The sequence below is a fragment of the Posidoniimonas polymericola genome (assembly GCF_007859935.1).
Taxonomy (GTDB): Bacteria; Planctomycetota; Planctomycetia; order Pirellulales; family Lacipirellulaceae; genus Posidoniimonas; species Posidoniimonas polymericola.
In genome coordinates this window covers 44816-57350 of sequence record NZ_SJPO01000018.1, presented here as the reverse complement: position 1 = coordinate 57350, position 12535 = coordinate 44816, and the positions used below count along the sequence as shown (strand labels likewise).

Here is a 12535-nt window from a genome sequence, read left to right as displayed (position 1 = left end):
TGAGACATACGTAGGGATTGTAGCGGCAGACCCCGCTGAGCGTGAAACGCTGACCCAGGATCGCCCAGAACCGGCTGCCCGAAACACGAAAAAAGGCCCCGTGGAAACCACGGGGCCTTGGGAACATTGGCATTCAATCTCGGACGATCAGATCTCCAGCGAGATCTTCTCTTCCTTCGCGGCGGCGCGGAGCTTGTTCAGCGCCCGGACCTCGATCTGGCGGATCCGCTCCTTGGTGACGCCCATCTCGGCGCCGACCTCTTTGAGCGTGAGCGGCTCTTTCGAGTGGTCCAGGCCGAAACGCGAGCTGACGATCTGCTGCTCGCGCTCGTCGAGCTTCCGCAGCAGACGCGTGATCTTCGCCTCACGGTCCTTCTGGGCCGTCTCGTGGATCATCGGGTTGTCGCGCGACTCCTCGGTCGCCGCGAACAGCTCGTCGTGGCTGGTGCGGAAGCGGTCGCGGTGCTTGAACTCGCCGGGGATCGTCCGGGCGAAGTTCTTCATGATCGCCCAGCTGGCGTAGGTGCTGAACTTGTTGCCGCGGGCGAAGTCGAACTTCTCGATCGCGCGGAGCAGCGACATATTGCCGTCGGACACCAGCTCGAAGAAGTTCTGGTCCGCCGACACGTGCCGCTTGGCGATCGACACCACCAGCCGCAGGTTGCAGCGGGCGATCTGGTTCTTGACCTCGACCGCCTGCTCGGCCAGCTGCTCGATCTCGTCCATCAGGGCCGACTTGGGTCGCTCGAGGTCGAGTTGATCGCGGAGCTTGGCCGCCTTGTGCTTCAGGTAGTTGTACTTGCGGAAGACGTGCCCCTCCTGCTCGCGGGTCAGCAGCGGCATCTCGTACAGGCTAGCCAGGTACGGCGGCAGGTCCGACGGGCGACGCACCTTCTTGGTCGGCTGGTCGGAGTCGGGCATCTCGCCCAGGCACGCGTTGTCGGCGCCCTTGCGGGTGAACCGCGGGTTGGGTATGTAGTCGAGCTCGAGCTCCATGATCCGCTGCGCGCGGACCTCGCTGATCACGCGGTAGACGGTGGTCTTGGTGCGGCCGTAGCGTTTGGTGAGTTTGTCGACCGACACGCCGCGGCGGAAGTCGCGGTAGATCTTCGCCCGCTGCGAGTCCTTCAGGGGGCCCTTCACGTCGGGGAAGATCGCCAGGTCGGGGTGCTTCTGGTCGAACTGCTTGAGCGCGGCGCGGATGGTCTCGACGCTGCGGCCCGAGCGGCGGGCCAGCTGCCGCGACACCTCGGCCTGGCAGCTGCCGTCGGACGCGAGGCGGCGGGCCTGCTCGAGGATCTCGTTGCGCTGCTCGTCGGAGAGCTGGCTAAAGCGGGCGCCCCGCTCAACGCGGTCGCGGTTGGACTGCACGAAGCGGTCGACGCTGCTCCGCAGGAAGCCGACCCGCTTGCGGCCGTCGAACACGAACCGGCGGCTCACGAGGCCCTGCTCGCGCCAGCGGCTGATCGTTTTGGTTGAGACGTTGAACTGCTCGGCGACCTGGTCGACCGTCAGCACCGGCTCGCCCATGGCGTCGGCCGGCAGGTCGGTGGCGTCCGACAGGTCCTCGATGAACAGCCGCAGGTCGTGCAGCAGCTCCTCGCCGACGATCTTGACGAAGCTGTCCTCGGCCGGGCGGTAGCCGGTAATCCGGAAGAACACGAAGTCGAACGGGTACTTTTTGGCCGGATCGATCTCCGCAACCAGACGCTCGGCGGCCTCGATCTGCTCGATCCGCTTCTCGCGGGGCGCATAGCGCACCTGCTGATCGCGGAATTGGTCCAGGATGGAATGGGTGTATGCGCGTTGCATGGCGTGGGCCTTCTTCTCGGGTTCGGTCTACCAGCGTCGGCCTACCAACGCCGGTCTCCTTACCGTCAATCTCGTGTATTCGCCGCGTCCCTCCAGTGCTTGCCATGCTCTCAGCATTTCTGCTGCCAGAGCGTTCGGTTCCCTGCGGGGGCCACGCCAATTGGGCGGGCCGGCCCGCTCCTCCGCCGGGGCGACACGGCCCACGGCGTTGAATAACGCAAGCTCAGCTGCCGCCTATCCAAGTGCTAGCACGAATGGCGCCCAAACGCTTGGGACGCCCTAACTGGCCGACCCTTTGGGTCAAGTCTGCTAGCGGGGCGAGGCGGCATTTGTTGTACGCAGGTAAGTCGCGTGGGGTCGAGAGAAAGTTCACTGGTTCATTAAACCGACCGCCCACACGCCCTCGCAGCGCACCCCAAACACCACACCTAAACCCTACCATATTATAGACTTAGACCAACACCCTAAATCGGATGCCCGTGTCTGGCAGAGGGTTAGCGCGCTTACTTTCGGGGAGGATTTGCCCCTCTCCGCCCGCCCGCAGCGGCTTTCCCATGAATTCTTCCACCGCTTGTGGACGATTTATCAAATCCAGCACGTCCGTCCGAAACGGTACTCCTTCTCAGCGAACACGAGGTTCTTGATGCCCCGCTCCCTGACCGCCGCCCTGCTCGCGACGCTGTGCGGCCTGACTGCGGCCGCCACTGACGCTGCCGAATACAACCTGACGCCCTCGGCCAAGGCCGGCCAGGCCTACCAGGTCGAGGTGCAGCTGAAGGTCGGTGGGGACCTGACCGTGCGGGACCTCGACGCCGCGCCCGCCACTCAGAAGGAGGGTGAGGAGCAGGCCGAGGGCCCGGTCCGCAAGCTGCCGATGAGCGTCGAGGGCCGGTTGGCCTACGAGGAGGCGCCGCTCGCCGAGAAACAGACCGCCCGCCACTACAGCGTCGCGATGGCGACCATCAAGGTAGGCGATGGCGGCAAAACGCCCAACCTGACCGATGGCCGCCGCCTGGTGGTCGCCGAGCAGACACCCCAGGGCGTCAAGTTGGCCTGCCCGAACGGGCCGCTCACCCGAGAGCAGCTCGACCTGATCGACGTGGTCGGCGGCACGCCGTTCCTCGACGGTCTGCTGCCGGGCGAGTCGCTCCCCGAGGGCAAGGCCTGGGCGGTCGACGGCGAAGTGATGGGCGCCCTGCTGGGGCTCGACTCGGTGTCGGTCTGCGAGATTTCCAACGTCATCGACGAGGGGACCGCCGGCTACGTGAAGTTCCAGGTCGCCGGGGTGGTGCACGGCGAGGTCGAGGGCGCCACGACCGAGTTCGACATCCGCGGCCTGGGCCTGTTCGACCGCCACGCCAGCTGCGTGACGCGGCTGAACCTGGCGATCAAGGAAAAACGCTCGCTCGGCCCGGCCACGCCCGGCTTTGTCGGCGTCGCGAAAATCAACATCAAGCGGGACCCGATCAGCAAGCCCGAGTTCCTGATCGCGGACGCGCTGGCGGCCGCCAAGGGTCAGACCGACGCCAACCTGGTGCTTCCCTCGCAGGACCTGGGGTTCGAGTTCCAGCACGACCGCTCGTGGTTCGTCGCCTCGGCCGGGGGTCCGCGGGTCTCGCTGCGGCGGATGCACGAGGGCGCCCTGGTGGCCCAGGCCACCATCACCCGGCTGCCGTCCAAAGCAGGCGTCGAGCCGTCGCTCAAGCAGTTTGAGGCCGACGTGCGATCCTCGATCGGCGGGGCGTTCAGCGAGCTGATCTCGGCCGGCGAGTGGACCAACCAGGCCGGCTGCGGCTGCCTGGGCGTGATCGCCCGCGGCAAAGTCGACGACATCGAGCTAGAGCACCGGCACTACCTGGTCCGCTCGCCCGGCGACGGCCGCACCGTTTCGCTGGTGGTGACCCTGGCGGCCGGCGACCTGGCCGCAGTGGCCGACGCCGACAAGCTGCTGGCCGACGCGGCCCGGCCGCTGGGCAGCGCGGTGGCTCAGAAGGCAACGAACAAGAAGTAATCCGGCCACGGGTGGCGCGCCCAGCATGGGCATGGTGAACCACCAGCGGGGCCCCACGCCCATGCCGGGCGTGTCACGCTGTGGACGTAGCCTCCCGCTCGGCGCATAAGAAAGGCCGCCGAGCTGCGGGGACTCGACGGCCTCATCTGGGGAGGGAATCTGTCGGTGGGAACGTGTCTCGGTGGGCGGCTTGTTTGGCCTGCGTTGCTTGGGTCCCGCCAACGCCGGCCTGGCTCACTGCCCGATCTCTTCTACCGGAAGACAGCAATTGCACGCGGTGTGCCAATCGGCCATCCGCCGCGGAGGCGTTCAGCGGCGTCGGTCGCAACTCGTTACTGGCAAGCCATTTCGATGGCGCCTTCCCACCGTGGGGCCGGCGGGGAAGAATGGCAGCTGGGCGTGCTAGCGTGTAAGCCTGGGACCACCAGATTGTAGAAGGTTCCAAACTGGTCTGAACCGAGCCACCCGCCCCGGCGTACCAGACAGCTGACGCCGCCCCAAACACCCGCCTGTCCTCTTTTGCCCCTATTTGGCGACCGATGCTATCGCTGACCGACGTCAAGAAGTCGTACCCGGAGCCCGGCGGCACACGGCTGCCGATCCTCGACGTCCCGCGGTTTGAGGTCAACGAGGGCGAGCAGGTCGTGATCCGGGGCCGCAGCGGCTGCGGCAAGACCACGCTGCTCAACGCCATCAGCGGGCTCACCACCATCGACAGCGGCTCGATCTCGATCGCGGGCGTCGAGGTCACCAGGCTCCCCGAGTCGGGCCGCGACCGCTTCCGCGCCCGCAAGCTCGGCTTCGTGTTCCAGACGTTCAACCTGCTGCCGGCGTTCACGGCGCTGGAGAACGTGATGCTCGGCATGACCTTCACCGGCCAGACCAAGGACCGGGGCAGGGCAGAGGAGCTGCTGGGGAAGGTCGGCCTTGGCCACCGCCTGCACCACAAGCCGCAGGCGATGAGCGTCGGCGAGCAGCAGCGGACCGCGGTCGCGCGGGCGCTGGCCAACCAGCCGGTGCTGCTGCTGGCCGACGAGCCAACCGCCAACGTCGACCCGGGCCACCAGCAGCAGGTAGTCGACCTGCTGCGGCAGGTCTGCCGCGACGAGAACGTGGCGATGCTGCTGGTGACCCACTCGCCGGAGGTCTCCGGCCAGTTCGAGCGGGTCGAGCAGCTCGAAGAGGTCAACCGCGTGGTCGCCAGCTCGGATTCACTTGCGCACCACACCGATGCAACTAGCGGGGCTAACCCCCTCCCCTAGCCCCTCCCCCTGCCGGGTAGGGGGAGAGTTTTGGCCAGCCACTAGCCACCAACCACCATCACGCAATGAGTTTCTGGACGATCGCCTGGCGGAACATGCAGCAGCGGTGGCTCGCGTCGTCGCTGACGGGGCTGTCGATGGCGCTTGGCGTGGCGGTGATGGTCTGCGTGATCGTGATCCACAGCGTCGCGGTCAAGCAGTTCAACCAGGACGCGGCCGGCTACCACTTGATCATCGGCAGCGGCAAGGGGAGCAAGACCGACCTGGTGCTCAGCACTGTGTTCCACGTCGGCACGCCACTGTTCCCGATCCCGTACGCCTACTACCGCGACTTCACCGACGGCCCGCACGCCGACCTGACCGCGGTCGCGATCCCGTACTGCCTGGGCGACAGCTACGAGGCAAACGGCCGCCTGTACCGCGTCGTCGGCGTGACGCCCGACCTGTTCGACAAGATTCAGTACGGCACGGACCCCGACGGCACGCCGCGGATGTACCAGTTTGCCGACGGCGAGAACTTCAAAGCCGACCGCTGCTTCGAGGCAGTTGTCGGATCGATGGTCGCCTCGCAGGCCGGCCTCAACGTTGGCTCCACCTTCAACCCAACCCACGGCATCAGCGCCGAGGGGGACAAGCACGAGCCGTTCAAGGTGGTCGGCGTGCTCGAGCCGACCGGCACCGCCAACGACCGCGCGGTGTTCGTCAACATCGAGGGCTTCTACCTGCTGGCGGGCCACTCGCTCACCAAGCCGCACGAGGGGATCGAGACCCCGCCCCCGCCCGCCGCGGACGCCGAGCTGAAGGGCGTCGTCGCGCAGCCGGTACTCTACGACAACGACGGCAACGAGGTCGAGCCGCTCGCGCCCGAGCTGCGCGAGGTGACCTCGGTCCTCGTGCTGTGCGCAAACCCGTTCGGCTCCAATGCGCTGATCTACGCCATCAACAAGGACGCCACCCGCAGCGCCCAGGCCGTGGCGCCGGGCGGTGTGGTTACCAAGCTGCTCGAGGAGATCGTCGGCCCGGTGCAGGTCGTGCTGCTGGTGCTCACGATCATGATCGTCATCGTGGCGTCCATCAGCATCCTGGTGAGCATCTACAACTCGATGAGCGAGCGGAGCCACGACATCGCCGTGATGCGGGCGCTGGGCGCCAGCCGGGTGGCCGTGATGCTGATCGTGCTGTTCGAGTCGATCCTGCTGTCGGTCGCCGGCGGCCTGGCGGGTATTGCGCTCGGGCACATGATTGTCGGCGCCGCGGCGCCGTACGTGGTCGAGGCGACCGGCGTGCGGCTGGCGGTCTGGGAGTTCGACCCGCTGGAGCTGCAGATTATCCCCGCGTTGGTGGTGCTGGCGTCGCTGGCGGGTTTGATCCCGGCAATCTCGGCCTACCGCACCGATGTGGCCCGGTCGCTGAGCGGCGCCCGGTAGGCGAGCTTTCCCCTCCAGAGCAAGTCGCCAAGCGGCAATCGCTAGTTTCCCTCACTCACGGGGGAGAGGGAGATTAAGGGCTAGCCGCGGCGGAGGGGGATTAGATGGCTTGGGGTTCTGCCGACCCCGCGTAGAATAGAATCCTTGCCTTTTGCAACGCGTCCGCACCATCAGGTGACCCCATGCGTCGAATTGCCATCTTCCTGCTAACCCTCTCGCTGCTCACCGGACCGACGGCCCGCGTGTTCGCCTGCCCGTTCTGCTCGGCCGAGCAGAGCACGCTGACCGAGGAGCTCGGCACGGCCGACGCCGCGGTGATCGCCCGGCTGGTCCGCGAGGCGTCGTCGGTGATGGACGCGGGTAACGGCCCCCTCGACCCCGACGCCGGCAAGGCCGGGTTCCGCGTCGAGGACGTGCTGTTCGGCGAGGGGATCGAGCCCGGCAAGACCGAGTTCGACGCCATCTACTTTGGCGAGTCGGACAAGGAGGCCGCGTACCTGATCCGCGGCATCGGCGAGCCGTACGAGTGGGCCATCCCGCTCAAGCTGTCCGACCGGGCGGTCGACTACGTGAAGCAGCTCCGCTCGCTGCCCGAGTCCGGCCCCGGCCGGATCGCGTTCTTCCAGGACTTCCTGCAGGACGAAGACCCGATGCTGGCGCAGGACGCGTACGACGAGTTCGCCCGCGCCCCGTACTCGGATGTCCGCGGGATCAAGGACCAGATGGACCGCCAGCAGCTGCTCGCCTGGATCGAGGACCCGGCGGTCAGCCCGAGCCGCCGGCGGCTGTTCCTGACGATGCTCGGCGTGTGCGGCACAGAAGAAGACCTCCCGCGGCTCGAGTCGATGCTGACGTCGGACTCGCGGCGGCTGATCCCCGCGGCCGAGGCCGCGGCCGCCGCCTCGTTCGCGGCCGGAGCCCCGCTCGGCTCGACCCTCACCATCGAGGCGATCCGCCTGAACGAACGCGCCAAGAAGCAGGGCCTCGACGCGCTGATCGCCTGCTACCTCACGCTCCGCGGCCCGGATGGCCTCGACCTAATCGACCAGCGGTTTCTGTCGGGCGAGAAGGTCAACGGCATGGCGGCCGACTACTCCCACATCTACTCGGCGCTGATGGCATTGCGGTTCCTGGCCGAGGAGTCCGACATCGTGCCGATGGACCGCCTGGTCACGTCGGCGCGGCTGCTGCTCGACAACCCCGACTTCGCCGACCAGGTCATCCCCGACTTGGCACGCTGGGAAGACTGGTCCGTGCTCGAGCGGCTGACCGACATGTACGCCCGGGCGGGCGAGGAGGACTCCGGCGTGCAGAAGTACGTCCGCGAGCCGATCATCACCTACCTGGACGTCGCAGCCGAGCAGGAGGGCGAGGTAGCCGACCGCGCCGCCGCGGCGCTCGAAGAGATCGAGGGCGTCGACCCGGCCGCCGTGAAGCGGGCCCGCAGCCTGCGGGCGTTTGGTTTCCTGGCCCAGGCTCGGCCCAAGGCGAGCACAACCGCGGACGCCCGCCAGCCCACCGGCCTGAGCAACGTGGGCGATGACCCGGTCGTGCTAGCCGAGGACGAGGCCACCGACGAGCCGCCCGCCGAAATGGAGTCCGCCGACAACAACCTGCCCGACCCGTCTGCCTTCGCGACGCCGCAGGGGAGTCGGATGGCGAACCCGCGGCCGTCCGACACCGACGAGCTGCAGGGCGTGATGCCCGGCCCCGCGGCGGACGAGCAGAAGGCGGCGGAGGGGGAATCGGTCGCAGACGCCCCGGCCGCCAATCCCGAGGATCCAAAACCAGCCGCCGCCAACTCGGTCGCAACGCTCGACCCCGCGCCCGAGCCCCCCAGCCGCACGCTGTTGATCGCCGCGCCCACCGCGGCCGGCGTGCTCTGCTTCGGGCTGTTCTGGATGATCCTCCGCAGCGGCGAGAGTTGAGCCGCGAAGCGATCGGGACGATGCGCGAGGAACTAAGTCCAAGGGTCGCACGCCCTGACAAGGGCGTGGTGAATCGCCACGAGAGCCCCAAGCCCACGCAGGGCGTGCTGACTACTTCTTGAGCCGCCGTGCCCGAAAGAACTCGCTCAGCACGCGGCCGCACTCCTCGCCCATCAGGCCGGCGGTGACCTCCACCCGGTGGTTCAGCCGGTCGTCGGTGAGCAGCTGGTACAGGCTGTCGACCGCCCCCGCCTTCGGGTCGGCGGCGCCGTACACCACCCGCGGGATGCGGGCCTGCACAATCGCGCCGGCGCACATCGGGCAGGGCTCGAGCGTGACGTACAGCGTGCACCCCTCCAGCCGCCAGGCCCCGAGCGCCTCGGCCGCCTGCGTGATGGCGATCATCTCGGCGTGCGCCGTGGGATCCCGCAGCGTTTCCCGTTCGTTGTGGGCCGCGGCCAGCACCCGGCCGTCTGCTACAATGAGGGCTCCCACCGGGACCTCGCCCGCTTCAGCGGCCGCCTGGGCCTGCTGCAGGGCCAGGCGGAGGTAGCGTTCGTCTGGTTGATCGTTCAAGCTTCGCTCCGCGTCGTCATTCCCCGCGTCCTCATTCGTCCCGCCCGCAGCCTGCCCCCGCGCCGATGCCCCCGCGATCCACCCTCAGAAACACGCTGCACGCCATCGATCGGCGGTCGCAGTGGCTGCTGCCAGTCTACCTCGTGGTGTTGGTCTTTGCGACGCACTACCCGGCCGACGTGCTGCCAAGCGAGAGTATCATCGGCATCGACAAGGTGGTGCACGTGCTGGCCTACGGCGTGCTCGGCCTGCTGATCGCCATGCGGCTGCCGCAGTCCTCGGCAATCAAAACCGTGCTGCTCACGACCGCCATCGCGTTCGGTATCGGGCTGCTTGACGAGATCACGCAGCCGTACTTCAACCGCATGTGCGACCCGCTTGACCTGCTGGCCGACCTGGTCGGCGCGGCGATAGGCAGCGCCGTCTGGCTGAATATACGTAGCGGCGCATGCCCGGTGACGGATTGAGAGGGTAAGCGGCCGGGTGGGCCACCGCGTCACCAATAGCCGGTCCGCTGATAGGCGATACCGGTTTGGCGGTCAAAGTAGTAGACGGCGCCACCGCCGTCCGGCTCGGTGGGGCTGTGAAACTCGACCGCGCTTTCTAGAGTCGGCCACCCGAGATCGCCAAACGCTAGTTGCATTGTCGTGGCGTCCGCCGCAGACTCCTCTCCCGCGTATCCCCCTCGCTCCACGGCAGAGCGCGAGCCGTAAGTCTCCCAGAGGCCATCAAGGTACGACTGGAAATCCGCCTCCGAAATCGAGTAACGGGCTCGGTACCCCTGCGCGTGCTTGTGCATCTCGATGTCGACCGCTGCGTCCGGCAGGTAGCGTCGGGCGCGGAAGTCATCGATCTGGCTAACGTCGGCGTAGTCGAAGCGACCGAATCGCAGGGCGTCGATCCCGAGCTGCACTACCGTGCACGAGGGGACCAGGGCGAATAACGCGAGCATCGTGGCGATCAGGAACGTAGACCCCCGCTTCCACCGCCACCGCGGCGCCGCCGCGGTGAGCACGACCACCAGCGACGCCAAGCAGGCCGCCGAGATCTGAAATGGGAGTACAAGCGGCCACAGCATCGTCTTGCGGCTCGCCTAGTAGTTCGGCGTCGGGGCGCGGAAGTCGTCGAGGTCGACCGACTTGAACCACTCGATGGTCTTGGTCAGGCCCTCGCGCAGGGGGACCTGCGGCTCCCAGCCGAGGTGCTTCTTGGCCAGCGTGATGTCCGGCTGACGCTGCGTCGGGTCGTCGGACGGGAGCGGCTTGGTGACGAACTTCGACTTCGAGCCGGTCAGCTCTACCACCTGCTCGGCCAGCTCCTTGATGGTGAACTCGCCCGGGTTGCCGATGTTGACAGGGCCGATGAAGTCGTCCGGCCCGTTCATCATCCGGATCATCCCCTCGATGAGGTCGTCGCGGTAGCAGAACGAGCGGGTCTGGTTCCCCTCGCCAAAGATCGTGATGTCCTCGCCGTACAGCGCCTGGCGGATGAAGTTCGACACCACGCGGCCGTCGTAGGGGTGCATCCGCGGGCCGTAGGTGTTGAAGATCCGCACCACACGGACGTTCACGCCGTTCTGGCGGTGGTAGTCCATGAAGAGGGTCTCGGCGGCTCGCTTGCCCTCGTCGTAGCACGCACGGGTGCCGATCGGGTTGACGGCGCCGCGGTAGCTCTCTGGCTGGGGGTGCACCTCGGGGTCGCCGTAGACCTCGCTGGTCGACGCCTGGAGGATCTTCGCGCGGCACCGCTTGGCCATGCCCAGCAGGTTGATGGCGCCCATGACGGACGTCTTCATCGTCTTGATCGGGTTGTACTGGTAGTGGCCCGGCGCGGCGGGGCACGCCAGGTTGTAGATCTCGTCGACCTCCAAAAAGATATCGTGCGTGACGTCGTGCCGCACCAGCTCGAAATTCGCCCGGTCCAACAGGTGCGTGACGTTCGACTTCTGGCTGGTGAAGAAGTTGTCCAGGCAGATGACGTCGTGCCCGTCGGCGACGAGCCGCTCGCACAGGTGGGAGCCGAGGAAGCCGGCGCCGCCGGTCACGAGGATACGCTTGATTTGGGACATCGAAACCGCAGAGGTAGGAATAGGTTGAGGGAGCATCTAGTTTGATTGCCGGCCCGCGAGTCCGCAAGGTTGCCGCGGCGGCCACCCGCCGGCGGCCATCAGCCCGCGGATGGCGGATGGCGCAGCATTGCCGGCTACGCGCTTTCCGCGGCCGCTTTTTGCAGGCGTTCGACGCGGACCCGCTCGACCCGGCGCTTGCTGGCGTCGACCACGGTGAGGTGCATCAGCTCCTGCCAGACGAACGACTCGCCCGGCACCGGCACACGGCCCAGCTCGGAAAAGACGAACCCGCCGATGGTGTCGAAGTCCTGGTCCTCGGGGAGGTCGAAGCCCATCATCTCGTTGATCTCGTCGACGTGGGCCCGGCCGATCGCCTCGCAGACGTCCTCGTTGATGCGTTGGACCTCCTGCACCACCTCCGGGTCGTACTCGTCGACAATCTCGCCGACGATTTCCTCCAGGACGTCCTCGATGGTCACCAGCCCGGCGACCCCGCCGTACTCGTCCAGCACAATGGCGATGTGGGTGCGGAGCTGCTGGAACATCTCCAGCAGGTCGTCGACCGCCTTGGACTCAGGCACAAACACCGGCTTGCGGACCAGCTCGGCGAGCGGGGTGCGTGGCTCGTCGCCCGGCTTGGCGAGCTCCGGCAGCAGGTCCTTCACGTACAGCACACCGAGGATGTCGTCGCGGTTGACGCCGTACACCGGGATCCGCGTGTGGCCCATCTTGATCACGTCGGCCAGGATGTCCTGCCAGGGCGTGTCGGCCTGCAGCATGTGCATATCGGTGCGGGGCGTCATCACGTGCCCGACGTCAACGTCGCCGAGCTCCATAACGCCCTCGATCATTCCGCGGGCATCTTCTTCGAGCAGGCCCTCGCGGTGGCCCTCGGTGACGATCGTGCGGATCTCTTCCTCGATGGTCTCGCCGTCGAGGGTGACCGGCGTCTGGCCCATCATGCGGTGCAGCAGCGCGTCGAGCCCGCCGGCCAGCCAGAGCACGGGGGTCATCCCCCAGCCGACCAGCTTCCAGGCGGGCCAGGTGTAGTACAGGAACGACGACGCGCACAGCCGCGACACCGACCACGGCAGCCAGATCCGCAGCGCGCTGAACCCGACGCCCAGCAGCGCCGCGCCGGCGACCACCACTCGCAGGCTCGGCATCACCTCGGCCTCGGCGAGGATCTCGCCGAACCACTCGAACAGCGCCCAGTAGGCGGCCGCCGCGAAGAAGACCGACGTGCAGACCACCACCAAGATCTCGGCGGCCAACGCGTTGCGGTCGTGGGCCTTGAGGATCTCGCTGAAGCGGTCGAGCCGGTCGGATCGCTGGCAGAGCTCCTGCAGGTCGTGCCGCGAGAATTCCCGCAGCGTCCGGGCGCCGATGGCGCCCAGGCAGGTGAGTACGGCGGAGATGACGGCGAGCCACAACAGCGCGTCGGGGGACAC

The 12535-nt window shown here is 67.3% G+C and carries 10 protein-coding genes; 5 read left to right on the top strand and 5 right to left on the bottom strand.

The features are described from left to right. Positions 1-147 precede the first annotated feature (147 nt). Positions 148-1812 (bottom strand): sigma-70 family RNA polymerase sigma factor, encoded by a 1665-nt coding sequence (locus Pla123a_RS23885; RefSeq protein ID WP_146591783.1) that lies wholly within the window; start codon positions 1810-1812, stop codon positions 148-150. Between the two features lie 643 nt (positions 1813-2455). Here Pla123a_RS23885 and Pla123a_RS23880 point away from each other — a divergent pair. From Pla123a_RS23880 to Pla123a_RS23865, 4 genes are all read left to right on the top strand, one after another. Next, the gene (locus Pla123a_RS23880; RefSeq protein ID WP_146591782.1) at positions 2456-3823 is read left to right on the top strand and encodes a hypothetical protein; all 1368 of its coding nucleotides are present in this window, start codon (positions 2456-2458) and stop codon (positions 3821-3823) included. Positions 3824-4362: 539 nt separating this feature from the next. Then, positions 4363-5085: an ABC transporter ATP-binding protein gene (locus tag Pla123a_RS23875; RefSeq protein WP_146591780.1), complete on the top strand. Its 723-nt coding sequence runs from the start codon at positions 4363-4365 to the stop codon at positions 5083-5085. Positions 5086-5150: 65 nt separating this feature from the next. Further along, complete coding sequence (locus tag Pla123a_RS23870; protein ID WP_146591778.1) at positions 5151-6512, top strand: ABC transporter permease; 1362 nt, start codon at positions 5151-5153, stop codon at positions 6510-6512. 182 nt (positions 6513-6694) lie between these two features. Then, positions 6695-8440 carry a hypothetical protein gene (locus Pla123a_RS23865; RefSeq protein WP_146591776.1) on the top strand — a complete coding sequence of 582 codons (1746 nt, stop codon included), beginning with the start codon at positions 6695-6697 and terminating at the stop codon, positions 8438-8440. A gap of 111 nt (positions 8441-8551) precedes the next feature. On the opposite strand, the gene tadA is transcribed toward Pla123a_RS23865, so the two are convergent. After that, a complete protein-coding gene (gene tadA / locus Pla123a_RS23860; RefSeq protein ID WP_146591774.1) occupies positions 8552-9016 on the bottom strand; it encodes a tRNA adenosine(34) deaminase TadA in 465 nt (154 codons plus the stop codon). Positions 9017-9081: 65 nt separating this feature from the next. On the opposite strand from tadA, the gene Pla123a_RS23855 reads away from it, so the two are divergent. Further along, on the top strand, positions 9082-9483 hold the full coding sequence (locus Pla123a_RS23855) for a VanZ family protein (protein WP_146591772.1): 402 nt from the start codon (positions 9082-9084) through the stop codon (positions 9481-9483). 29 nt (positions 9484-9512) lie between these two features. Here Pla123a_RS23855 and Pla123a_RS23850 read toward each other — a convergent pair whose 3' ends face one another. The 3 genes from Pla123a_RS23850 to Pla123a_RS23840 all read right to left on the bottom strand — a co-directional run bounded on the left by Pla123a_RS23850 (position 9513) and on the right by Pla123a_RS23840 (position 12535). Continuing rightward, positions 9513-10094, bottom strand: coding sequence for a hypothetical protein (locus Pla123a_RS23850; RefSeq protein WP_231956621.1), 582 nt, complete (start codon positions 10092-10094; stop codon positions 9513-9515). Positions 10095-10109: 15 nt separating this feature from the next. Then, positions 10110-11084, bottom strand: a complete 975-nt coding sequence (locus Pla123a_RS23845) for a UDP-glucuronic acid decarboxylase family protein (protein WP_146591770.1) — start codon at positions 11082-11084, stop codon at positions 10110-10112. A 134-nt stretch (positions 11085-11218) separates the two neighbouring features. Further along, positions 11219-12535, bottom strand: a complete 1317-nt coding sequence (locus tag Pla123a_RS23840) for a hemolysin family protein (protein ID WP_146591768.1) — start codon at positions 12533-12535, stop codon at positions 11219-11221.